24 protein-coding genes are annotated in these 23,705 nt (G+C 53.8%); 13 read left to right on the top strand and 11 right to left on the bottom strand.

All coding sequences use genetic code 11. From position 1 onward, the window contains the following. Window positions 1–26 precede the first annotated feature (26 nt). From ABWQ00_RS02875 to eno, 7 genes are all read left to right on the top strand, one after another. Entirely contained in the window at window positions 27–521 is a 495-nt protein-coding gene (locus ABWQ00_RS02875) for a DUF2796 domain-containing protein (protein WP_353237152.1), read from the top strand. A gap of 561 nt (window positions 522–1,082) precedes the next feature. Then, window positions 1,083–1,271: a transposase gene (locus ABWQ00_RS02880; RefSeq protein ID WP_353237153.1), complete on the top strand. Its 189-nt coding sequence runs from the start codon at window positions 1,083–1,085 to the stop codon at window positions 1,269–1,271. A gap of 135 nt (window positions 1,272–1,406) precedes the next feature. Next, window positions 1,407–4,118 carry a DUF4062 domain-containing protein gene (locus ABWQ00_RS02885; protein WP_353237154.1) on the top strand — a complete coding sequence of 904 codons (2,712 nt, stop codon included), beginning with the start codon at window positions 1,407–1,409 and terminating at the stop codon, window positions 4,116–4,118. 305 nt (window positions 4,119–4,423) lie between these two features. Further along, window positions 4,424–4,723, top strand: a complete 300-nt coding sequence (locus ABWQ00_RS02890; protein WP_353237155.1) for a hypothetical protein — start codon at window positions 4,424–4,426, stop codon at window positions 4,721–4,723. A 102-nt stretch (window positions 4,724–4,825) separates the two neighbouring features. Next, the gene (locus ABWQ00_RS02895; RefSeq protein WP_353237156.1) at window positions 4,826–5,782 is read left to right on the top strand and encodes a ketopantoate reductase family protein; all 957 of its coding nucleotides are present in this window, start codon (window positions 4,826–4,828) and stop codon (window positions 5,780–5,782) included. Then, window positions 5,775–6,782, top strand: a complete 1,008-nt coding sequence (locus ABWQ00_RS02900) for a phosphotransferase (protein ID WP_353237157.1) — start codon at window positions 5,775–5,777, stop codon at window positions 6,780–6,782. The genes ABWQ00_RS02895 and ABWQ00_RS02900 overlap by 8 nt, the downstream gene beginning before the upstream one ends. After that, window positions 6,779–8,065, top strand: a complete 1,287-nt coding sequence (eno, locus tag ABWQ00_RS02905) for a phosphopyruvate hydratase (protein ID WP_353237158.1) — start codon at window positions 6,779–6,781, stop codon at window positions 8,063–8,065. The genes ABWQ00_RS02900 and eno overlap by 4 nt, the downstream gene beginning before the upstream one ends. A gap of 36 nt (window positions 8,066–8,101) precedes the next feature. On the opposite strand, the gene ABWQ00_RS02910 is transcribed toward eno, so the two are convergent. Continuing rightward, window positions 8,102–8,971, bottom strand: coding sequence for an SAM-dependent methyltransferase (locus ABWQ00_RS02910; RefSeq protein WP_353237159.1), 870 nt, complete (start codon window positions 8,969–8,971; stop codon window positions 8,102–8,104). A 106-nt stretch (window positions 8,972–9,077) separates the two neighbouring features. Further along, window positions 9,078–9,320, bottom strand: coding sequence for a hypothetical protein (locus ABWQ00_RS02915; protein ID WP_353237160.1), 243 nt, complete (start codon window positions 9,318–9,320; stop codon window positions 9,078–9,080). Window positions 9,321–9,416: 96 nt separating this feature from the next. Between ABWQ00_RS02915 and ABWQ00_RS02920 the strand changes: the two genes are divergently transcribed. Then, window positions 9,417–9,875, top strand: a complete 459-nt coding sequence (locus ABWQ00_RS02920; RefSeq protein ID WP_353237161.1) for a hypothetical protein — start codon at window positions 9,417–9,419, stop codon at window positions 9,873–9,875. A gap of 78 nt (window positions 9,876–9,953) precedes the next feature. Here ABWQ00_RS02920 and ABWQ00_RS02925 read toward each other — a convergent pair whose 3' ends face one another. From ABWQ00_RS02925 to ABWQ00_RS02945, 5 genes are read right to left on the bottom strand one after another with little or no spacing between them, the layout of a single operon-like run. Beyond that, window positions 9,954–11,183 carry an MFS transporter gene (locus ABWQ00_RS02925; RefSeq protein ID WP_353237162.1) on the bottom strand — a complete coding sequence of 410 codons (1,230 nt, stop codon included), beginning with the start codon at window positions 11,181–11,183 and terminating at the stop codon, window positions 9,954–9,956. Between the two features lie 43 nt (window positions 11,184–11,226). Next, a complete protein-coding gene (locus tag ABWQ00_RS02930) occupies window positions 11,227–12,228 on the bottom strand; it encodes a VWA domain-containing protein (RefSeq protein ID WP_353237163.1) in 1,002 nt (333 codons plus the stop codon). Continuing rightward, window positions 12,221–13,114, bottom strand: a complete 894-nt coding sequence (locus ABWQ00_RS02935; RefSeq protein WP_353237164.1) for a DUF58 domain-containing protein — start codon at window positions 13,112–13,114, stop codon at window positions 12,221–12,223. Before ABWQ00_RS02935 ends, ABWQ00_RS02930 begins: the two co-directional genes overlap by 8 nt. Next, on the bottom strand, window positions 13,104–14,141 hold the full coding sequence (locus ABWQ00_RS02940) for an AAA family ATPase (RefSeq protein ID WP_502908059.1): 1,038 nt from the start codon (window positions 14,139–14,141) through the stop codon (window positions 13,104–13,106). The genes ABWQ00_RS02935 and ABWQ00_RS02940 overlap by 11 nt, the downstream gene beginning before the upstream one ends. Window positions 14,142–14,158: 17 nt before the next feature. Further along, entirely contained in the window at window positions 14,159–15,097 is a 939-nt protein-coding gene (locus tag ABWQ00_RS02945) for a S1C family serine protease (protein WP_353237165.1), read from the bottom strand. Window positions 15,098–15,159: 62 nt separating this feature from the next. Here ABWQ00_RS02945 and ABWQ00_RS02950 point away from each other — a divergent pair, with 62 nt between their 5' ends. The 4 genes from ABWQ00_RS02950 to ABWQ00_RS02965 all read left to right on the top strand — a co-directional run bounded on the left by ABWQ00_RS02950 (window position 15,160) and on the right by ABWQ00_RS02965 (window position 17,990). Continuing rightward, complete coding sequence (locus ABWQ00_RS02950) at window positions 15,160–16,281, top strand: VWA domain-containing protein (protein ID WP_353237166.1); 1,122 nt, start codon at window positions 15,160–15,162, stop codon at window positions 16,279–16,281. Window positions 16,282–16,532: 251 nt separating this feature from the next. Beyond that, entirely contained in the window at window positions 16,533–16,829 is a 297-nt protein-coding gene (locus ABWQ00_RS02955) for an alpha/beta fold hydrolase (protein ID WP_353237167.1), read from the top strand. A 24-nt stretch (window positions 16,830–16,853) separates the two neighbouring features. Next, window positions 16,854–17,474, top strand: coding sequence for a histidine phosphatase family protein (locus ABWQ00_RS02960; RefSeq protein ID WP_353237168.1), 621 nt, complete (start codon window positions 16,854–16,856; stop codon window positions 17,472–17,474). Between the two features lie 81 nt (window positions 17,475–17,555). Further along, window positions 17,556–17,990, top strand: coding sequence for a hypothetical protein (locus tag ABWQ00_RS02965; RefSeq protein WP_353237169.1), 435 nt, complete (start codon window positions 17,556–17,558; stop codon window positions 17,988–17,990). A gap of 73 nt (window positions 17,991–18,063) precedes the next feature. Here the strand turns inward: ABWQ00_RS02965 and ABWQ00_RS02970 are convergent, their stop codons facing one another. The 3 genes from ABWQ00_RS02970 to ABWQ00_RS02980 are packed head-to-tail and all read right to left on the bottom strand — an operon-like array spanning window position 18,064 to window position 20,929. Continuing rightward, complete coding sequence (locus ABWQ00_RS02970) at window positions 18,064–18,909, bottom strand: SDR family NAD(P)-dependent oxidoreductase (RefSeq protein ID WP_353237170.1); 846 nt, start codon at window positions 18,907–18,909, stop codon at window positions 18,064–18,066. 28 nt (window positions 18,910–18,937) lie between these two features. Next, window positions 18,938–19,912 (bottom strand): D-2-hydroxyacid dehydrogenase family protein, encoded by a 975-nt coding sequence (locus ABWQ00_RS02975; RefSeq protein WP_353237171.1) that lies wholly within the window; start codon window positions 19,910–19,912, stop codon window positions 18,938–18,940. A 12-nt stretch (window positions 19,913–19,924) separates the two neighbouring features. After that, window positions 19,925–20,929 carry a Bug family tripartite tricarboxylate transporter substrate binding protein gene (locus tag ABWQ00_RS02980; protein WP_353237172.1) on the bottom strand — a complete coding sequence of 335 codons (1,005 nt, stop codon included), beginning with the start codon at window positions 20,927–20,929 and terminating at the stop codon, window positions 19,925–19,927. Between the two features lie 221 nt (window positions 20,930–21,150). On the opposite strand from ABWQ00_RS02980, the gene ABWQ00_RS02985 reads away from it, so the two are divergent. Then, the gene (locus tag ABWQ00_RS02985; RefSeq protein ID WP_353237173.1) at window positions 21,151–22,266 is read left to right on the top strand and encodes an NAD(P)H-binding protein; all 1,116 of its coding nucleotides are present in this window, start codon (window positions 21,151–21,153) and stop codon (window positions 22,264–22,266) included. Here the strand turns inward: ABWQ00_RS02985 and ABWQ00_RS02990 are convergent. Continuing rightward, on the bottom strand, window positions 22,263–23,654 hold the full coding sequence (locus ABWQ00_RS02990) for an MFS transporter (RefSeq protein ID WP_353237174.1): 1,392 nt from the start codon (window positions 23,652–23,654) through the stop codon (window positions 22,263–22,265). The two genes, ABWQ00_RS02985 and ABWQ00_RS02990, sit on opposite strands and share 4 nt — an antisense overlap. Between the last annotated feature and the right edge of the window lie 51 nt (window positions 23,655–23,705).

Genomic DNA, 23,705 nt, shown 5'->3' on the forward strand with positions numbered 1-23,705 from the left:
AACAATTTGATGGTTGGAGAAACCTTGTGAAAAAAACTTTTTTGACTTATTTGGTGTTGATCGTTTTGAGTACAGTCGCTCATGCCCATGGAAAAAAACATGTTCATGGTGAAGGCCGTTTGGATGTGGCTGTTGATAAAGGAAATTTAAGCTTGAATTTAGAACTTCCGCTTGACGTAGCTATTGGCTTTGAGAGAAAGCCAAAGAATGACAAAGAAAAAGCCACACTTGAAGCAGCAGGAAAAATACTACAAGATGCGGGTTTGTTATGGGTAGTCAATCCAAGTGCAGGATGCCAACTTATATCAGCTCAAGTAGGCCTGCCTAAGTTTGATGGAGGACACGCAGACATTGATGCAAGTTATGCCTACCGATGCGCCAATCCATCAGACCTAAAGATAATTGAGACAAGCCTCTTCAAGTCATTCAAAAGGCTGTATCGACTCGAAGTAAAGCATGTCGGGCCCAAAGGTCAAGGTGCTGTTCGCTTAACACCTAAGAATCCTGAGTTACGTTGGTAATGGATATGACTGCACTATGAATCGCCCCGGGGCGATTCACATTGCCCAGTGCCAACCAAAACTCCATATACATTGAGTGTGTTTGAGCGAAAACTTTATATATATTGGCCAGTGTGAACCAAAACTCTATGCACATTGCCGGTCCGGGGCTTGAAACTTTATATACATTGAGCCGTTTCTGAGCCACAATGGACGTTCTGCAAGTGCTTAAAAAACTAGCACCGTAAAAAGAAATGACACTGGTTTACAGCTGGCGTCACAGAAGTGAAATTTTAATATCACTTTGTAATTACATAGGTATACTACAAGTATACTACTTTGACCCAGTCGAAAACAGCTAAGTTGTTGTTTTTAAAGGGGAAAAAGGTGAAATGTTGGCGTTTTCACACTGCAGGGGTCGCAAGTTCGAAACTTGCATCGCCCACCAATAATTCCCAATTAAATCAAGCACTCGGCGCAATCCTGGTGCTTTTTTTATGCCTTCAGAGTATTACGAAAACGTCGTACTGGCATTCCCCCAAATCAGTAGACAAATGATGATGTCAAAACTGAAGAGGAGCCATGCAAATGGATCGAACGAAATATGCTGCCGAGTTCAAGTCCGAGACGGTCAAGCAAGTCATCGATAAAGGTCATGCCGTCGCCGATGTTGCCAAGCGGCTTGGAATTCCCGAGGGGGTTCTGTACGGTTGGGTCAATAAGTTCAAAAAGTCAGAACAACCTCAGTCAAGTGACCTTAAGATGCTGTAAGCCGAGATGGTCAAGCTCAAGAATTAGTGTCCGCCATCACTGAAATGCGAATAATCGTTTTGGTAAATTTTGAGCGACTACAAAATGCAAGCGTAATTGTAAAGACATGAAAACATATAGGACCTTCAGCGGAGCATGACAGCATTAAGTTGGCGCAACCAGCCCGTATTCATTTCCTCTACGTTCAGAGACATGCACCTGGAGAGGGATTATCTCTGGCGTTTTGTGTTTCCTTGGATGGGCGAGTTCTTAGCGCAACGACGGATGCATTTAGAGCCCATCGATTTGCGCTGGGGTGTCAATAGCGAGGGCCTCGAGCATGCTGAGCTTAAAGAAAAGCATATTTTGCGGGCCTGCCTCAATGAGATCACCCGAAGCCAGCCATTCATCATTGTTTTGGTAGGCAAGAGATACGGGTGGGTACCTCCACAGCCGCTGGCCAAGGCGGTATTTCGTGAAATGGGTTTCCCAGATCATGACGTTGAGGGAAAGTCTGTTACTCATCTTGAGATCGATTACGGGATATTCAATAGCGATAAGGTCATTCCTTACTTTTATATTGAGCAGCACTTAGATGGCGAGGACGATCCTCACAATGACGCCGATGACCTGGTGCAATCTGAGAGGACGCGCCAACTCAAGGATCTAATCATGGAAAGGTTTGCGGACCGCGTGCGTCATTACAGTCGCGCCGACCTCCCAGCCTTTGGCGAGTTGGTCAAAGAGGATCTCAGGAGAGAGTTCACGGTTGCGTTCCCGCTCGAAGATACCGACCCTTCCAACGAACGAGAGCAAGCAGATAGCTATGAAATAGAGCGTTTCGTGGAGCGTCGCTCTCGGCGCGCCGTCATGGGAAGGGCTATGAGCGAAAAGCTGGCCAGTAGGTCCCACTGGTGTTCAATGGTCCTTGGAGCCCCCGGCAGCGGCCGAAGCACGGTTTTCGCACTCACTCATCAGCTTGTTACTCAGCACCCTGATCGGGTACTTCTAGCACATACATTCGGGGTCACAGCCGCGGGTGGAAGCACGGAGGCGATGCTCACTCGTTGGGTATCGATTCTCGAGCGCAGGCTTCAAGGCGAATCGCTTACAAAAACCAAAACCAGTCACCTTCCACTGGTAGAAAAATTCTGGCAATTGCTGCAAGAGACCGCTGGCCAAGAGTCGGTCATGATTCTTGTCGATGGCATCGAACAAGCGGTCGAGTCAGCATTGGGGAAATACTTAAGCTGGATCCCGCCCACCCCAATCGGGGGTGTCACCGTGGTGTTGTTCGACCTGGTCAATGGTGAGCGCCAAGCACGATTGCAACGCCGCTTCGATGTCCAGTGCTACATGCTCGAGAGTCTGAAAGTGCATCAGGCCCAAGATCTCATCGACAAGTTATGTCAGAAATACCACCGCGTCTTGCCCCGCGAGATCATTGAAATGTTGCTCTCTAAGAGAGGACTCGAAGGCAAGCGCGGCTCATCTAATCCGTTATGGCTCACACTGGCCACCGATGCGCTGAACTTGATCGAAGCCAGCGAGTATCTACAGACCGATCAGCGCTACCCGCACCTTTCCCCTGAGGAGAGGGTGTCTGCCATGTTGAGGGACACGGTTATGGGTTTGGCAGATGATGTCCAAGGGCTGTACGAGCAAAAATTCAAAAAGCTCGAAGAAGTCCTTGGCCAGGCACTGGTGCGTACCGCGATTGGCGGCGTCGCATTAAGTGATGTGGGGCTGGCACAGACGGACATTCTATCTGTCGTGCAGACCAACATCGACTCGGGTATCTCGTCCTTGGACATTGTCAACATTAGGTTGCTATTGAATGGGGACCTCACGCAAGGACGTTTTGGTCACTGGCGATTCGAGCACGCGCTTGCTCGTGATGCCTTCCTCGCGCGGCTACCGTTTGAAGTTCAACATGATGAAACCATAAAGCCGTCAGACTCCCGCTTAGGTATCGCACGCGCGTATTGGAAGCACTTTAGGAATGAGGGCGATGTTCTGTCTGAGACTCGTTTCGCCTGTATCGAGGACCCTAGCGCCGTGATGATGTACAACTCATTCGCAGAACTGGACGACCTTCAAACTTCATATTTAGAAGTGGTGGCATCCTACGGCTGCTTGCCAGCATGGTACGCGCGCGCCTTAGCCGAATGTTTCTTGGACCTGTGGGACGATGAATGGTGGACGCAACTCTATAGCAGGGTCGAGGACTGGAAGGTCATTGATGAAATTGCAAGCCTTCTGTGGGATCTCTCCCAACTCGCCCGCGGCGAACTTAAGTGGTTTCGAAAGCAATTTCTCGAATGTATCGAGATGTATGAGAAGACGACCCAAGTCATGATGCAAGACTTTGACGATAAGGGCTTGTGGAAGACCATATTTACAAACAGACTCCGCGTATGTTCCTTGGTCGAGAGCGGCCAATGGGGTCAAGCCTATCGAACTTCCATGAACTTTCTTGGGCACCTAAATCGTTACGGTAGCATTGATGATGAGGAGCTGTTCTTGGTGTGCTTGCTCGCTGCGGTCGTCACACCTGAGGCCGACAAGGCACTAGGCACCATCAATGGAAAACTTGAAGACCGCAACCTCGTAGCGGCTCGCAGCATCCTTCTAGCGATTCGTGAGCTTCGGGGTCAGGACTGCCAAGTGGCGCTACTCGAGCTCGGACAGAAGTACCCTGCCTCCATCGCACTCAACATCTACAACACGCTGTACATGGATCATTACTCGCCTGAGACCGATGCGCACGCCATAGGGTTCTTGTTGTGGCAGGCACGGGCGCAAAAAGTCAGTTTTCGGGATTGCCAGCCATTGACTTGGTTGGAGGTACAAACCCAGGAGAGCTGAAACTGGTTATTCGTCCCAGGACCTGAGTCAGTTAGAAAAGCTCCACAGCTCTGGTTTGCTCAACATTGATCATGGTGGGCGCTACGAATTGCGTCAGCTGCTGAAATTAATCAAGCCACCCGAGAACATGCGGCCTGCCAACAGGTGCCGACGGTGTCGGCGTTGAGACCCTGTCCCGGATAAATTCAGGTGGGGAAGTTTGGGTGGCCATAAAGCTCCTTGAAATGCGGGGCGATTCAGTGGTGACCAAAACTTGGGTCATAATTTTTATGTAGTCGGATTTCCTAAACGCCATGGAGTCTCAAATGGAAGATTTAAATGCCAAGTTCGAAGTAACATATGACCATTATCAGGAGCTAATAAACAGTGGCGATTTCGATGGTGATATGTATGACAAAGTAGATGGAGTCATGAATGTGATTTGGTCTTCAGAGGATGCAGTTGGAGCATATTTTGATCAACTAGAGTCTGATGGAGATAAGCGGCAATATATCGAAGATTTTATAAATGCATGTGAATGGCTGATTTCGTGGAATCATGAATTTTCCGATGATGATTACAGCATCATTGCCAAGAGGGTTATTGATGAACGTATTAAGCGCTAGGTGTGGTCTGAATAACTCACCGTAAGCTATGTCAAATGGCAGCTGTTCCGCGCATCTCAACCGTGCATACCTACTTGAACTGCGCTACGATTTTTTGACGCCATGAGCATCTCCACTTTTAAGCACATTGCCGTTGTTGGTGCAGGCGCCGTAGGGAGCTTTTACGGTGCCATGCTGGCCCGTGCGGGGCACAAGGTGACGCTCATCGGACGCCCCGCACATGTGCAGGCGACTAAGCGCGACGGTCTGAAATTGGATTTGGCTTCAGCATCTGCAACAGAGATCGTCTACATCGATGCAAGCAGTGATTTATCGAGCTTGCAAAGTGCAGACTTGGTTTTGTTCTGTGTCAAATCCACAGACAGCGCTTCGGTCGCACGTCAAATGGCGCCCCACCTCGCACCGCATGCTTTGATCATGAGTTTGCAGAACGGCGTGGAGAATTCAGCCCTGATTGCACAACAGGTTCCCCATGCAGTGATTCCCTGTGTCGTCTATGTGGCCACAGAAATGCCTGCCCCGGGTTGTGTGAAGCACCATGGCCGCGGCGATCTTGTGATGGGAACGATGCAGACTTCACGGCTGCAGGATTCGCAACAAACGCTTCAAGAAATCGTGAAGTTATTTGGTTCAGCCCAGGTTCCGGTTCAGATTTCAAAAAATGTGATGGCCGAGTTGTGGTCCAAATTGCTGATCAACTGTGCATTCAATGCGATTTCAGGCTTGGCGCAAATTCAATACGAAAAACTTGCGGCCTTGGAGTCGGTTCGCAGTACCCAGACAGCTTTGGTGAAGGAAGTCATCGCCGTGGCGCTGGCCGATGGCATCCATTTATCGGAGTCTGTCGCTCTGGAAGCCGTCGCAAAAATAGCCCTCACGATGGGAAGTCAAAAATCATCCACTGCACAAGATATGGCGCGCTCTAAACCCAGTGAAATCGACCATTTGAATGGTTTCATTGTGAGACGTGGGCAAGCGCTAGGCGTTGCAACCCCTGTTAACCAAGCCTTATTTTCATTGGTCAAGCTGGTTGAATCGACTTACACCCATCATGGCTAAATCCGAAGTCCCTTCAGAGTTCGTTCGGACATTGAACGAACTAGGGCTTTCAAACGCATCTTTCTTGTGGGGTGCCCCTTTAACGGGTGGTGTGTCCTCTGATATTTGGCGCATCGACACTGAAAAGGGTTCTGTTTGCGCCAAGCGTGCGTTGTCCAAATTGCGGGTGAATGCCGATTGGTACGCGCCTGTAGAGCGCAACCTTTATGAAGCCAGATGGTTGCAAATTGCCCATCAAGTTTCTGCAGATTGCGCGCCAGAATTTTTAGGCCAACTTCCTGAACTGGGGGTTTTGGTCATGCAATACCTGGACCCAGATCACTACCGTGTCTGGAAGCATGAGTTGCGTGCAGGGAATGCTGATTCGCAGACTGCTAACGCGATGGGACAAGTCCTTTCTAAAATTCACAGTTACGCCGCAAAAAACAGCCATTTGGCCAGCGAATTTCCAACTGACAATATTTTTTTTGAAATCAGACTGGCACCCTATTTACTCGCCACAGCAGAGCGCCACCCCCAACTGGCGCACGCACTGGAAGAGTTGGTATTGCAAACTCAACGCAATGCCAAAACACTGGTGCATGGGGATGTCAGTCCCAAAAATATCCTGTTAGGACCACAAGGCCCCTTGTTGTTGGATGCAGAGTGCGCCACTTGGAGTGACCCTGCATTTGACTTGGCTTTTTGCCTCAACCATTTATTGCTCAAGTGTCTGTGGACACCTGCCTCATCGTCTGATTTTTTACATTGTTTTGAAGTTCTGACGACCAGCTACTTGGCATCGGTCGATTGGGAACTGCCCAGCGATCTTGAAGCACGCGCTGCACGACTGTTACCTGGACTTTTGCTGGCCAGAGTGGATGGCAAGTCTCCAGTCGAATATGTGACGCAAGAACATCAGCGCGAACATGTCAGACGCGTGGCAAGCGCCTTCCTCATCAAGCCAGCCCACCATTTGCAAGAAATTGCCCAAGCATGGGCCAAGGAAATTAAGACATGACACCGTTTGCCATCCAATCGATCTTTGCAAGACGCGTCTGGGACAGTCGTGGTCGACCCACCGTAGAAGCCGAGGTCACACTCAACGATGGCGCAATGGGCAGAGCCATTGCGCCAGCTGGCGCCTCCAAAGGCACGCGTGAAGCACTGGAATTAAGGGATGGGGGTGATCGGTTTGGTGGGCTGGATGTGATGCAGGCGGTCGGCCATGTCAACGGTGAAATTTCTAAGGCACTTGTGGGAACCAAGGCCGACAACCAATCTGCGCTTGACCAGGCGCTCATTGACCTGGATGGAACGGTCAACAAGTCACGATTGGGCGCCAATGCCACATTGGCCGTTTCAATGGCCGCGGCGCATGCCATGGCTGCTGCCTCTGATATGCCCCTGTACCGCTACCTGGGTCAAGGGAAAGTGGGTCGCTTGCCCATGCCTCAAATACAAATTTTTGGCGGAGGCGCACACGCCGGCAGGCGTGTGGATGTTCAAGACTTCATGGTGGTATGTCCTGGCGCAAGCAGTTTCGCCCAGGCTTTGGAGTGGACGGCTGAAGTCTACCGCCATGCAGGCTTGCTGATGGCGCAACGCGGCTCATTGTTGGGCGTTGCGGACGAAGGGGGGTGGTGGCCTGACTTTTCAAGCAACGAGCAAGCCCTGGAAATGCTTGTCCTTGCCATCGAACGCGCAGGCTTTATTCCTGGCGATCAAGTCGCCATTGCTTTGGACATTGCAGCATCCGAATTTGGACAACAAGGTCAATACCGCCTTGGACTTGAATCTCGTTTACTGGACTCTGATGGCCTGATTGAAATGCTGCTGGGATGGGTTGAGAAGTACCCCATCGTCTCCATAGAAGACCCATTGGCTGAAGACGATCTTGTGGGGTTCGCTCGCTTTACCCAAGCCATTGGCCATCGCCTGCAAATTGTGGGCGATGATTTTTTGGTCTCCAATGCAAATCTCATCCGAGAGGCCGCCAATATAGGCGCTGCCAATACGGTACTCCTTAAACCCAACCAGCAGGGAACGCTGACCGAAACTTTGAAGGCTTGGAATGTGGCCAAAGAGATGGGCTATTCAGCCATCGTGTCTGCCCGCTCAGGTGAAACCGAAGACACCACCATTGTCGACCTGGCCATTGGCTGGAATGTCGGACAACTTAAAGTCGGATCGTTCGCCAGAAGCGAGCGCATGATCAAGTGGAATCATGCGCTGCGCATAGAAGAACAGTTGGGCAAACAAGCCAGCTTTGCTGGCGGCAGCGTATTCAGAAGAACGCACTGATCAAAGGGGCATCGGCATCAACACCCCCAATGCATTTCAAGGACGGGTGAGTTCGACAGGTGTGTGCATGTATTCAGAGACCACAGTGCCCGTGATGCGGCGACCTTCTACGCGACCAGAGAAAGCGTGCACCTTGCGGTCCTGAGTGATGAATTGGAATTTGACTTCATCGCCACGCAATCTGGCACCCAACATGGCGTGGTTTTGGCTGCCACGGGTGAGCATCCCGCCAATGTTTTGAAAGGATTGACTCATGCTCACGCGCATGGGTCCGCCATCCATCCCGGTCATCACCCAATTGCCCTCAATTTGTGCTGGGACCACCCAAAAGTAGCCTTGTGAGTGTTGATAAGACATGGTTTCGTCGGGCTCCCAGTCGCCCATGGTGAAGGCATGCGAAACCACCCGAGTGCCTGGCTTCATCTTGAGCAAGAGAGGGCGAAGCTTCAAGTTCAGATGAGGCATCAGGTAGAGGGTGACCACGGTGGCAGAGCTGAAGTCTTCTTTGAAGATGTCCCCTGTGATGATCTTCACTTTGTCGGTCACGCCAGCTTCGGCAACTTTGCGTCGAGCAAATTGGGCCATGTCGGGGTTGTACTCAATACCCACTGCTTGGGTGCCGTATTGGCGTGCTGCGGTGATGGCGATGATGCCGTCGCCTGCTCCCAAATCAAACAATCGATCTTGATCGGTGACCTTGGCTGTAGAGAGCATTTTGTCGATCAGACCTGGCGGGGTGGGGATCCAGATCACATCTTTGCCGGCTTGACCGCGCACGGGCTCGTAGGCCGTTGTGGCAGGTTTGGGGCTGGTGGTGTTGGTGGCAGGGGTTGCGGTGGTGGATGCGCAGGCCACATTCAGCCAGCTGGTCAGCAGGATGGGCAGCAAAACACGGGATAACTTCATGATCAATTCCTTAAGATATGCGTTGGGTGTTGCCATGCAGTCTGAGCAGGGCCAGCTCTTTATTTAAACCCTCAGATTATTCTTTGTTTGCGTAATTTTTGATGAATCATGGTTTTATGCCGCATTGGTATTTACCCTTTACTCGAAGCCCATGTTGGGCTGATGAATACATTAGGGCTTGAAGAAATGCGCTCAGGTCTACCAGGCTTAGAGGGCTGTGATGCTCAAAACCTGCGTCATAATCTTTCTCTGTTGTTGGTTTTTTCTTCGCGCGTTTTCTATTTTCTTTTTTTATAAACGGAGCGATGTCTTGACTGTATGCAAGATAGGCCAGTAACTCCGGGCTCACTCGTTGGCCTCCATCGCAGCAAATTACCGATTTAAGTGACGTCGTGCGTCGCAAGGTCGATTGGAACAATCGCAGAGTAAGAACCGTGATGCAGCCATGAATCCAATGAAAAATTTCCTCTCTCTTATGTTGTCAATGGGATGCACGGCATCCATATGTTCGGCACAGCCCTTTGTTTTGGTGACGGAAGCTGAGGCCGCGGCCTCGATTGCTGCAGGTGGAGTCATTACCCCGCGCAGTGTTGGCCAGCCTGGTTCGCTGCAAATTGAATTGATTGCGCCGGATATTTCGAAAGCCATATCAGCGCCCACCAACATTGAAGTTCGCTTTGTGGGCAACCCACCATCGGAACCCAAGCCAGACACTTTTCGCATCCTTTATGGCGCTTTTCGCATTGATATCACACAGCGATTGCTGGGGGTGGCAAAGGTGACAAAAGAAGGCATCAAAATTCAGGAAGCTGTATTGCCCAAAGGGCGTCACCAACTCTCTATGTCCATTTCAGATTCAATGGGCAGGCAAAGCCAGCAGACTGTTGCATTTACGGTTGAATAATCGGAATTTTTCGACCAAGCGGTCGCAGCTTTGGCAGAAGCCTGGACGGAGGTCGAAGACATCTTTGCGACAGTGTTCTCAACGCGTGGTGTGTCGATCGAGGCTGGGATTGTGGCCGAATTGAAGCTTTGCTCGCGCCGTCGCCGGCAAGCTCAAAGCCATCAGTGCTCCTAGCAGGTTCACGCCAGCGGCAATGCGCATGGCTTGGTCATAGCCCTGAGTCTGGTCGTACAGCCAGCCCGCCAGCACCGGCAGACTGATGGCCGCAATGCACCAGGCAATGTACAACTGACTGGCCACTCGGCCAAAAGCGTTTGGATGCCAGTAGCGCGCAATGGCCCCAGCCGTGAGACCCGAAATGAAGCCATAGCCGCAACCGATCAAGGTCATGGACAGGACCGCCATGCCCGGCCCCGGCCAGGTCAACAACAGGCCCGAGCCACTGAGGGCGATCAGGTGGGCTGCGCAGGCCACGCGAGGCACCGCGAAACGGTCAATGAGCCCGCCCCCACCAATCCGTGCGGCAGCAATCGCACCGGTGATGAACGTGGTGCCACCCAGCGCAAACAGGCTTTTGGCACCATAGGCCTGCAAAATGCCAGCGGCCTGGCTCATCACCATCAGACCCGCCGAGGCAGCGAGAAAGAAAACAGCAAACAGCCGGGCAAACAAGCCCCAGTGGCGGGCTTCGCTGTCGGCCGCACTCGCGCCAGGATCTTGCATGCGAACCTGGGCCCGGTGCCAAAGCATTGCAGCGATGGCGCAGCAAGTCAGCACCGTGAGCGCAAGACCCGCCAGGGTGGCCCGCAGGCTGAAAGCCTCGATGGCCCAGCCAAAGACCGGTGCGCCCAGCATGGCACCCATGGGATACAGGCTCACCACATAGCCGTTGGCCAGCCCGCTCATCGGGCTGATGGTCTGATTGAGACCTTGTTGCATCATGATGAAAGCCACCCCGCCGCCCAGTCCGAACAGAACGCCGTAGCCCAGCAACAAATGCCCGATGCCCTGTGCAGCGGCGCAGATCAGCAGGCCAGAGGCGCTCAGGGTGCCGCAAACCAGCAGCAGGGGCACAGGTGCGAAGCGGCGGTAAAGGGCGGGGCCGATGAGCATACCGATCGTGAGAAAGATCGATGCCATGGAAAACACAATCGCCATCTCGGCCCGACCTATACCGAGCAGCGCCTCCATCGGCTTGAGGAAGACCGAAAACGCATAAACGGTGCCAAACGGCAGATTGACCACGGTGGCCGCCGCCAGGACGAGCGCCCCTCGGCTGAGGCCCCTTAATGTGAGGGAGTCGCTCATCGCAGCCCCGCCATACTGACCCGATCACGATCAACCAACGGACTCATATGATTTTTCCCATCCTGACAAAGCTGCGCCCCACGCTTGCCAACACAAGGAGTAGACCCAAAATCGACAGATGCGCCGTGATCTCACTCATGGCGCGTTTTTCAAACCGAAGTCGATGGCCTAACTTGTTGTAAATGCTCTTCAAGGCTTGGGCACTGTCGGCTTTGAAATACTCGCCTTGTGTGATGGCTGAAACTTTTTTGAGTGCCTCATCTTCTAACTTGACACGCATGCTGCGGCCTTGCATTTGCACCACATCGCCTTCGGTGGTACCGATGCCCACGGTGTAGATTTTGACTTGGTGTGTGGCGGCCAAATCCGCCATTTGCTGCAGCTCTGGCCCCATGTTACTTTGGCCATCGCTCATCAAAACGATGGCCATCTGTCGACCCTGACCTGTCGATGGGCTTGCCGCATGGGCGGCTGCTTTTTTATCGTCTAAGGACTGGCCTGATTGGGTTTGGTTTTTCGCGCCACCGGTCTCCGCAGATTCGTTGATGATCTTTTGCGCATCAATGCCGGCACCAGGCAGCAGTGCTTCTAGCGAGACCAAGATGCCGGTCCCCAAGGCCGAGCCATATTGCAGCGGCAAGTAATCGATCGCTTTCAACAAAGCATCGCGGTCTTCGGTCGGCGCTTGTGCCAGAGCCGCAGTACCCGCCACGGTCACCAAGCCCACGCGCAATCTGCGCGGCTTGTCTTCAATGAATTGCTGAGCAGCTTTCTGTGCCACTTCGATGCGTGATGGTTGAAGATCCTTGGCGCGCATGCTGCCAGATGTGTCCATGACCAGCATCACTGTCGCATCACGCACTGGGGTCATCAGCACCGTTTGTGGCCTTGCCAATGAAATGCACAGCAGCAACAAACCCAAGCCCAGAACGAGGGGAGGCCCCTTGCGCGTTTTCAGCGAGTAAACAAGCGCAAGCGCAGGGACCAGTGCGCTTGACCACAGCATCAAGGGCCACAAAAAATAAATCGAGCTGAAATCAGGCACGCCAAACTCTCCGTTTTCTCAATTCAGAGAAGCGAATCAACGCACTTGCCAAATCCTCGTCGGTTGACAATTCCAATGCATCGACACCTGCGTGTGCAAACGAGTCCGCCAGTTGCTGCTCCCTCTTTCCAACCGTTTGGGCATAATGGGTTCTGAAGCTTTTGTTGGTGGTATCCAGCAGCAATTGTTCTGAAGTTTCTGAGTCTTTCAGCAGCACCAAGCCTGCGTTGGGCAGATTGATTTCTGCGGGGTCGAACAAACGCACGGCCACCGTTTCGTGCCGTTGGCCCAGTGCGCTCAGCTCGTTCGACCAGTTGAAATCCCCCATGAAGTCAGAGACAACAAACACGCTAGACCTGCGTTTCAATAAGCCATTGGCTTTTCGCAGCCAATCCGTCAATCGGGTTTGATGGGATTGTTGGGTGACGGGTGATGTCTCCAAGACATGCAACAAATGCAACAAGTGCCGTCTGTGCATGCGTGCAGGAATGTACTTGTAGCCTTCAGGTTCCGCAGGGTTCAATACCAAGGCACCGATTCGATTGCCGCGTTTCATGAGCAGTTTGGCCATCACGCCCACGAAGCGCAGCATCACATCACGCTTGCTGACATCGGTGCTGCCAAAGTCCATGGAGCCGCTCAAGTCCAACAAGAACCATGCATGGATTTCTCGATCCTCTTGATGCTCTCGCACAAAGGGTGTTTGCATGCGAGCCGTCACATTCCAGTCGATGTGCCTCACATCGTCATGGGCTTGGTACTCGCGCAGGTCCGCTAATTCCAAACCTGATCCTCTGAACAATGTTCTGTGATCGCCTTGGAGCAAGCCGTCCAGCCGCCGGATGACCGTCCACTCCAAATGTTGGAGTAAGGCCTCAGCGGACATGCGCTTCCAGAGGCTGGTCGGGCATCGGCACGGCGCGCATCACATCCTGAATCAAAGTGTCCGCAGTCTTGCCTTCGGCCAATGCGGTATAGGATAAAACCAGGCGATGCCTCAGAACATCGGGGACCAAATCGGCCACGTCTTGGGGCAAGGCGTAATCACGACCGCGAAGCAGTGCCAATGCGCGTGCACCTTCGATCAGTCCGATGCTGGCCCGGGGACTGGCACCAAAGCTGATCAATCCCTTGATCGATCCGAGGCCGTATTGTTCGGGCAAGCGCGTTGCCGACACGAGTTTGACCGCATAGTGAACCAGGCTGGGGTCCACATAGCAGTGACGGCACTGTGTTTGCAGCGATTGGAGCTCTTCAAGGCTCACGACGCCCGACGCTTTAGCGCCACCGGCAATGACCCTTTGAACGATGACAAATTCTTCGTCCTCGTTCGGATAGTCAATCAGCACCTTCATCATGAAGCGGTCAACTTGGGCTTCTGGCAGTGGATAGGTCCCTTCAGTTTCGATCGGATTTTGGGTCGCCATGACCAAAAATGGCGATGGAACACGGTGCGTTTGTCCTGCGATCGTGACTTGCCGCTCCTGCATCACTTCGAGCAAGGCGCTTTGAACTTTGGCGGGCGCTCGGTTGATTTCATCGGCCAACAACAGATTAGCAAAGACGGGACCCAGCACGGTGCTGAATTCGCTGGTCTGTTGGTTGAAGATGCGTGTGCCGATCAAATCAGCAGGCAGCAAATCCGGGGTAAATTGGATCCGACTGAAACTGCCATTGAGTGATTTGGCCAATGTGTTGACGGTCAGTGTTTTGGCGAGACCTGGAACACCTTCAATGAGCAGATGCCCTTGAGCCAACAAAGCAATCAGGACGCGCTCCAAAAAAACGTCTTGTCCGACCACCACCCTTTTGACCTCGTACAACAAGCGCTGCATCAGGGCCGCAGCTTTCTCAGGGTCTGTGTTGTGCGTGGACCGATGGGCACCGCGCCAAGCCTCAGTTGCATTTGCCATATGAGTTCCTTTGAGTTTCAAAAAGGTGGCAGGCCCACAGCGCTGCCGGCACTTTCAATGGTGGTGGCAAAGCCAATCCCAATGAATGTGCGCGCCGATGTAGGGTTCAAGATGGCCGTGACAATGCCAATCACCTCGCCAGACGTGTTGACCAAGGGTCCGCCTGAGTTGCCTGGATTGGCTGCTGCGTCAAATTGAATCAATCCTTTGAGCATGTGTTGACCATCGGGTGATTTGAAGTGCCGATTCAAGCCAGACACCACACCCGATGACACCGAGGGACCGATCCCATAGGGAAAGCCGACTGCAACCACGAGATCACCGGGCACCAGTTGTTGACTGGAGCCCAAAATGGCCGCCTCTAAATCGTCTGGAATTCTTTGCGGCTTCAATACGGCCAAATCTTTGTCCGCCTGGACACCGACCACCATCGCCTCGGTTTCAGTGCCATCGAAAAAAGTGACACGCAGTTTTTTGGCGCCGGCAACCACATGAAAGTTGGTCAGTATCGTGCCATCGTCTTTGATGACGACCCCAGTGCCTACGCCGCTCTCAATCTCGGCATTTTTGTTTTTGGGATCTGGGGCAAAAGCCAGAACACGGACCACGGCGCCTTGAACGGCAGCGGCTGCTTTGCTGCTTTGAGAAGGTAATTCTTTGGATTGAAGCGTGTGCAAAACTGCCGCATCAATGTCTTTTTGCGTCAGGACCTGTCGGCTTTCAAAGGCGTTCGAAAAAAGCCCCACACACAACAAGCTGACCAGAACACCCAACAAAAAGACAGCCAAATAATTGGATCGATTTTTGATTTTTTGGGTATCAAGGTATTGTTTTTGGGGTGATTTCGATGCGGATGGGGATTCCAATGGGTCAGGTGTTGGATGATTCAACTCGGACGCAAGCGATCCAGTTCCCCGTGGACGGAGACTTTTGCTGAAAACGGCATCTCGTTTCATAAATAACCCACAGCATAAGCGTCAATGGTAAATTGGCGAAACTGGCTTAAACCCTGATAGAGATGCAATTCTTACAGCCCTTCATGCTTTGGTCTTTTTTGCTGATGCCACTGATGGCAGGCGTGTATGTTTGGCTTTTGAGGCGAAAACGGCAACAGGCGGTTTCTTTTTCAGCTGTCTCATGGATTTTGCAAAACATCGAAACACCATCCGCATGGCGACGCCATGTTCCGCCAGCGTTGTTGTTTGTGGCCATGGGGCTGCTGTTGTTCGCATCTGCCAGACCCGTGGCGCGGGTCACCTTGCCAGCCGATTACATGACCCTCATCATGGCCATGGACGTCTCTCGCAGCATGCTCGCAGAAGATGTGGACCCCAGTCGCATCAAAGCGGCGCAAAAGGCGGCCAAAGATTTTTTACAAGATTTACCCCCCCATATTCGCGTCGGCATCGTGTCTTTTGCTGCCAACGCGCAAGTTGTGCAGCACGTGACCCCTCAACGGGAGGAGTTGGTCGAAGCCATTGACCGTTTTCAATTGCAAAGAGGCACCGCAACGGGCAGTGGTTTGCTGATGGCTTTGGCCACACTTCGGCCGGAGGCCAAGTTGGATTTGGAAAAAATTCTCTTTCCCTCAAGCCCCACTGGTTTCGGTGGTGATGCCGGGGGCGGCCAGAACAACAGTGCCCGTAGTTTGGATGCCAAGCCACCTGAAAAAGAGCGAGCGCCTGAGCCCCCTGGCTCCTTCAAAGGTGGGGCGATTGTCTTGTTGTCGGATGGCCGCAGAACCGCGGGCCCCGACCCCTTGTGGGCGGCCCAAAAAGCAGCGGACTTGGGTGTTCGTGTTTACACCGTTGGATTTGGAACCCCCAACGGTTTCATCCCAGGCTTTGAGGGCTCGTCGTTTTTTACCCAAGTCGATGAAGAATCACTCAAAGCCGTCGCCAAGATCACAGAGGCCGAGTACTTCAAAGCGGGATCTGCGGATGACTTGAAAAAAGTTTATCAGCACTTGTCGAATCAATTCACTTTGGAAAAAAGAGACACAGAAATCACGGCACTGCTTTCAGGCGCTGCCTTGCTCATGGTGGTGCTGGCCCTTGTTTTGTCGGCCATTTGGTTTCGCATGGGTGATCCGGGTCCGATGAAAATATTTCGCCATGCCCAGTCTCCAAACAAGGCGTGATCCGTTCAGGCTGCTTATCCCGAATTGTTCAAGCGAGCTGTTCTGATGGCTGTTCCTCACCCCGAAAAGGTCGGGCTCAGTATTCTGGAAGCCAAGCACATCCATCGCTCATTCCATTGGTGGTTTTTTCAGCTGAAAGATTTGCCTGAAAAAGCCCTCTTGCAAAATGACATGGCCTTGATGGATTACCTGTGGGCATACTGGATGGTTGAGGGATTCCAAGACGAAGCGCACATCCGAAGCATCAAAACATGTTGTCTCAACCCGGTGTTCTCACCGCCACCTTAGGCTACTACCGCGCGATGTTTGACCCTGAAAAAACCAATCCAGAGCATGCTGATTTGAGGATCAAAATGGCGCGTCCCATTGGCGTGCCCACACTCGCTTTGTGCGGTGCCCAGGATCTGCGTGCAGAGTTGATGCTGGATCAATCTCAGTATTTCACGGGAGAATATGACTTTCAACTGATCGATCAAGCGGGTCATTTTTTGCATCGAGAGCAACCGCAGGCGGTCACGAAGACAATTTTGGCTTGGCTTCAAAAATAAAATCCATCATTCATTTTTTGAGACATGCATTTTTTTCATAGAAAAATTTGGGGCTTGCTGGGATGGATCCTGTTGCTTTCGACGAGTTTTTCGCACGCGCAAGATCAACTCTTGATTGAGAAATTGCAGCAAGGCGGTTTGAACATTTTTTTCAGGCATGCCATCACGCCTGGCAAGGACCCCGTCAAGTTCAATCCGCCCACGGAAAGGCCCCATGACTGTTCTTCGGGTTCGCGACAGCTCAACGATGAGGGCCGGGAGCAAAGCAGGCGCATAGGCCAGCGGATCAAAGAACTCAACATTCCCATTGGAGAGGTTTACGCCAGTAGTTTTTGTCGGTGTGAAGAAACAGCCAAATTGGCTTTTGACAAATTCTCGTCGACGGATTGGTTGGTGGTTCGGCCCGGCGTGTTCAAGCCAGACTTAGACAGAGCATTGCGATCGATCCCGACAAAGGGCTTTTTCAACAAAGTCCCATCCGGCAAAAACAATGTGTACGTCGGGCATGGTGTCACGTTCACCCAAGGTGTGCTCAGCAGTGACTTGGGTCTTTCTGAAGCAAGAATTTTCCTGGAGGAAGGTGAGGCCGCAGTCTTCCAACCCGGAGACAAGCCGAGGGTGCTCGGGAAAATTAAATTTTATTGAGCCTTATTGCTCAAGCCCCAGACTGGATGCAACAGGCATCCACAAGGGATGATTCACATCTTTTTTTGATCGGAAATTCTGATGAACCTTCTCTCCATCCAATGCCAAGCCAAGCCGTTTCTTTGGACTGCCGCACTGGCATGTCTTTTGTCAAATGGTGTTCAGGCATCGACCTGCATCACGGCCGGGCGCATGGACGCTGCAGGCTGGGCACCACAATTTCAAACCGTTCGCCTTTTGGATGGCGCGGGACGCATCTTGCCGGTCAGGAATAAATCTGACTTGACTCAGGTTCGGGCGGTGGAGTTGACTGAAGCGGCTCTTTTGTCCGTGTGCGACGGCAACAAAGCCTTAACACGTGGCGATGGCGTTGCGTCCAAAGGCCCTGTCCCTGCAGCCAAGCCCGGACGCTTCAATGTGGCAGGCTTGGGCTTTCCAAAGCTCCAGACCGGTGGTGAATTGGTTGAATTGGAAATCAGCGTTCCTGCAGATCAGATCGTGATGATCACCCGCTGAAGTGGGCTGGCGTTAAGTGGGTGATTTTCTGGCGGCCGCACGTCAAAGCACCCCTTCAAATCGACGCCACTGATCAAATTGACTTTGGCTTTTGCTTCGACTTTGGCTTCGACTTCGGCATCAACGGGGATGCGCTTTGCCGACTTTTGCGCAAAGTGGGCAAGCCAACACCTGCGGCATCAAACCCACCGTCTACCGCGATGGTTTGACCATTGATGTAGCTGGCCTCAGGGCTGCACAAAAAGGCCACTGCGTTGGCGATTTCTTCTGTGCTGCCATATCGGTTCATAGGGATGGTGTCGTGGTAGTCCTTGATGATGGCCTTGCTGTGGACCAACTTGGCCATTTCAGTGGCCACGGGCCCTGGCGCGACACAGTTCACGCGAATGCCAGCATCCCCCAATTCTGCGGCTTGTTGTTTGGTCAGGTGGATGATGGCCGCTTTGCTGGTGCCGTAGGCCACCCGCAGGGTGCTGGCCCTCAGGCCCGAGATCGAAGCGATGTTGACGACACTGCCGCCCCCGTTTTTGAGCATGAGCTTGGCACAAGCCTGCGTACACCAAAAGGCACCGTCCAAATTGGTGACCATGATGTACCGCCAATCTTGCCAAGTCACTTCCAAGATGGGTTTGAAAATGGCGACGCCCGCGTTGTTGACGAGTGAATCGATGCGGCCGAACTTTTTCTCAATTCGCGCGACAGCGCGTGACACTTGGGCGGGCTTGGACACATCGCAGTGAATGGCCAGGAAGTCGGGGTTGTTGAAATGCGCTTGTGCCTTGGTCAGCGTTTCCTTGTCTTTGTCCAGGGCCGCCACTCGGTAACCGCGTTGGAGGAAGCTGTTGCAAATCTCTAGGCCAATACCGCGAGCGCCTCCGGTCACGACAACAACTGGGCTGGAATTTGGGGGTGTTTTCATGGCTGATGAATGGGTTGGAGGGTGGTGGTCATCTCAGAACCTCAGGATTGACCAAATTCTGGGCTTGACCTGACGCAAAGGCATTCAGGTTATCAAAGGCAGTGCCGAAATAAAGCTCGTAGTTGTCGCGTTCCACATAGCCGATATGCGGCGTGCAAAGCGCTCTGGGGTGCCGCACCAGTGGGTGCTGTGCAGTCAATATTGGCTCGGCCTCATACACATCCACTGCAGCAAAGCCCGGATGGCCTTGTTCTAAAGCAGCCAACAGCGCGCCTTCGGCCACCAACTCGGCGCGGCTGGTGTTGACGAACAAGGCATCGGAGCGCATGCGTGCGAGATCGGCCGCGGTCACAAGTCCGCGAGTTTGCGCGTTCAGACGGATATGAAGACTGAGCACATGGCTGTCGGCAAAAAAGGCCTCCCGCGATGGTGCGACTTCAAATCCATCGGCGCGGGCGTCGACCAGCGAAGCCTCTCGGCTCCAGATCCAGACTTGCATGCCAAAGGCCCGACCATATTTAGCGATCTGTCTGCCAATGCGGCCGTAGCCCCAGACGCCCAGGCGTTGGCCGCTGAGTTGTTGGCCCAAATGGCCTTGCCATTGGCCCAGCTGCAAACGACGGACTTCGTCCACCAAGTAACGGCGACTGGCCAACACCAAGGCCCAAGTCAGCTCCGCCGTGGCCGCACCCGAGCCGCGCCCGTCCATTACGGCCACGCCGCGTTGAGTGCAAGCTGCGATGTCAATGTGCTCGGCCACCTTGCCGGTCTGGCTGATGACGCGCAGCTGCGGCAAGCGCTCCAGCAAGGCTGCGCTGATGGCGGTGCGCTCACGCGTTAACACCAGCGCATCAAAGTTTTGCAGGCGTTCTGCCAGCGCGTCAAGGTGATGGACCGTGTCGTTGAAAACCGTCACCTGATGCGCGGCCAGCTTGGAGAAGCAAGCCAAGCTGCGAACGCAGTTTTGATAGTCGTCGGGAATGGCAATGCGTAATGGGCGCATGGTGCTGCCGTCTTATTCGAGCTTGATGCCCAGTTGCTCGATCGTGCGCTTCCACTGTACCAAGTCGGTCCTGATCAGTTGCTGGAACTCGGCTGAGGGCATGCCTCCTGGTTCGATGCCTTGTGCCTTGAACAGTTCGCGCACCTCGCGACTGTCCAGCGCGGTTTTGACCTCTGCATTCAAGCGCTCAATCGTGGCTGTCGGGGTGCCACTGCGTACCAACAAACCGTACCAAGCGCGAATATCAAAACCCGGATAGCCCTGCTCAGCCAAAGTCGGGACGTCGGGCAAGCCCTGGAATCGGCGTGCCGGTGCAACGGCCAGCGCACGCAACTTGCCAGACTGGATCAAACTCAATGCCGAACTCATGTCGAGAAACATGTATTGAATCTGACCGCCGAGCAAATCTTGCAGCGCGGGAGCAGCCCCGCGGTAGGGCACATGCGTCACGCGTATATCCGCCCGCGAGGCAAACATGGCCCCCGCCAAGTGTGCGGACGTGCCATTGCCCGAAGAGCCGTAAGCCATGTCATTGGGTTTGGCTTTGGCCATGGCGACCAGCTCCGCCAAATTCTTGGCCGGAAAATTCGGCCGTACCACCAGCGCATGAGGAATAAAACCCACCACGGTGACTGCGCTGAAATCGCGTGCGATGTCGAAGGGGTAGTTCGGCATCAACGCCGGGTTGGTCACTGCCAAGATTGACGGAAACATCAGCGTGTGACCATCGGCCGGCTGGCGTGCAACTTCGCTGAAGCCGATGACACCACCACCACCGGGTTTGTTGTCAATGATGACCGGCTGGCCCAAGGTTGAGGCCATGCTTTTGCTGATGGCGCGCGCCATCAAATCGGTCGGACCACCCGGCGCAAAAGGCACGACGATGCGCACGGGTTTGTTGGGGAAATCAGCAGAGGTTTGGGCTTGTGCCAGTGCGCCTGAGCCGCCGATCGTGCCCACCGCCATGATCAGGGTCCAGTGACGCCAAGCAGGGCTTTTTTTGAAAAAGGACATCATGTGTTTGTCTCCGTCGAAGTGAGGGCCTGTGGGTTTTTTACGCACGCTGACAGGTGCTGCTTTGTCTGCCTATCCAGTCCAAGTCTATGGCACACATTTCCTTGCGTCATCCCCCTCATTTCCACTTGATGGAATAACTGAAGCGGCCGATTTTCAGGGCACTTCCTTGCGCACATGGGGCGACTCGATATCGCGCCTCAGAGCGGCCAAGGAGGGTGAAAGTGAATCACAGTAACATTGAATTTTTGAATATTTTGGGAATTCCCGGCGTGACCACCAATATGCTTTCCAGCCCTTTGTCTTGCCCAGACAGCACCACACCTCCAGAGACGGATTGGGAATCAAGGGATGGCAAGCGTGTGCTGTTGCTCGGGGCGACGGGCACCATCGGTATGGCCACTGCACGTGCGTTGCTGCGGCGTGGCCACGAGGTGGTTTGTCTGGTCAGGCCCCGCCAAGGCGTGGGTTCAACGCAAGCCGATACAGGGCTGTCAGAACGTCTGGCTGGGGCCACGATCATGTGGGGCAATGCGACCGAAGAGGATTTTTGGAAGCAAGCGGATTTGGCGCACGCCCGTTTTGATGCGGTGGTCTCTTGCATGGCCTCGCGCATGGGCTCACCCCAAGACGCTTGGCGGGTCGATCACCAAGCCCATGTGTGGGCGCTGCAAGCAGCACAAGCTACGGGGGTGAAACATTTTGTTCAACTGTCGGCCATCTGCGTGCAAAAGCCCTTGTTGGCGTTTCAGCATGCCAAGCTGGCCTTTGAAAAAACCTTGATCGAATCGGGCCTGACTTATTCCATCGTGCGCCCCACGGCTTTTTTCAAATCGCTGTCGGGCCAGCTCGACCGTGTCAAAAAAGGCAAACCGTTTTTGATGTTTGGGGACGGGCAGTTGACCGCCTGCAAACCCATCAGCGACGACGATTTGGCGGATTTTTTGGTGGGGTGCCTTCATGATGTGTCGCGGCACAACCAGATCTTGCCCATCGGTGGGCCGGGGCCTGCCATCACGCCACTGGCGCAGGGCGAGCAATTGTTTGCATTGTTGGGAAAGCCGCCTCGTTTCAAGCGCGTTCCGGTGGGCCTGTTGGATGTCATCGTGGGCGTTTTGAGCGTGATAGGAAAGCTCATTCCAGCAGCTGCCGAAAAGGCCGAGCTGGCCCGCATTGGGCTGTATTACGCCACCGAATCCATGTTGGTGTGGGACACTCAGGCGCAGCGCTACGATGCCCAAGCCACACCCTCCCACGGTTCACAAACGCTGTTCGATGCCTATGCCCGTTGGGTCAAAGGGGAGGGCGCGCCCGATCGAGGCGAACACGCCGTTTTTTAAGCCGGCTCGGCTGACTTCTTTTTCAGCCCAAACGCCACCCACAGCATCAAAAGCATGCTCAAGGCCAGGGCCAGGTAAGCGTGGCTAAAGCCGGTCAGCTCGCCACCTTCAAAGTCGGCCATGGCGCTGATGCAGGTCACCGCCAACAGCGTGCCTACGGCATTCAAAATCGTGATCAGGCCCTGTGCGGTGCCGCGCTGGGTAGGCGGTGCTTCATCCATCGCAATGGAGCGCAGCGCACCACTGACCACCACACCCACGCCAATCCCGATCAATACAGATGCGATCAAAAACGCGGTCAACCCGGTCTGCGGCACTGCGCTTTGCAGGTAGCCCAGCGTCAGCAGCGTGAAGCCAAAGATCACCAGGCTTCGAGCGCCCAGCCGGTTCAGCAAGCGCCCGGCCGCCATAGAACCCACCATGGAGCACAGCACCAAAGGCAGCAGTGCCAGCCCTGCGGATTCAACGCTGACCCCATAGGCCAGCGTGGCGATGGAGGTCAAAAAGACAATGCCGCCCATGGAAAACCCCACCCCCAGCGTCAGCACATAAGCACAAGCCAGTTGCCGGTTTGCCAACAGGTCAATGGGAATCAGGGGGTGCGCCTGTCGTTTTTCAATGACGACCAATGCACCCAGCAGTGCCCCACTGGCAGCTAAAAAACCAGGCCACAGCAGCAGCCCGGTGGCCGAATCCGCCAGGCGCGAAATGCCCAGCACCAAGCACAGCAAAAACAACAAGGTACAGACGATGCCTGCCAAGTCAATGTGCCCAGGGGCCGAGCTGTTGCGCTGATTGGGCAAGCTGCGGGCGCCCCACCACAACACGAGCAGAGCGACGGGTATGTTCACCAAGAACAGCCAGCGCCAGCCCAGCGTTGAAGTGAGCAGGGTCGCCAGTGGTGGCCCAAGCACAAAAGCCATGCCGTGAGTAGCACCAATCAAGCCCAAAATACGGCCCCTTCGCTCCGCGGTGAACACATCACCAATCACGGCACTGGCCACTGGCGCTATGCCGCCTGCGCCGATGCCCTGGATGGCACGGCCCACCAGCAGCATGTCAAAGTCGGGTGCAGCGGCGATGCACACAGAGCCGATGGCGAAAAGCGCCACACTGATCAGATACACCGGTCGACGGCCATGGCGGTCGCTGAAGTAAGCCATCAGCGCCGTGCTGCACAAAGAACTCAGCGAAAAAACAGTCGTGAGCAGTCCGGCTGTGCGGTTGTCGATGCCAAAGGCTTCACGCAACGCAGGCAGAACCGGCCCCACGATGGCCGAATCGAGCGCCGCCATGAAGACGCCTACAAACAGCACCTGAATCAAGCGGCGTTGTGCTGTATCGGCAGCAGGCTGAGGAACAGGGGCTGAGGTCTGCGGCTGGCTCATCAAAGTGTTTGAAATGGGCGGGTCATTAAAAACCAGTTAATGGTTTTGGGG

Origin of the sequence: Limnohabitans sp. (assembly GCF_040400975.1) — a bacterium.
Lineage (GTDB): Bacteria > Pseudomonadota > Gammaproteobacteria > Burkholderiales > Burkholderiaceae_C > Limnohabitans_A.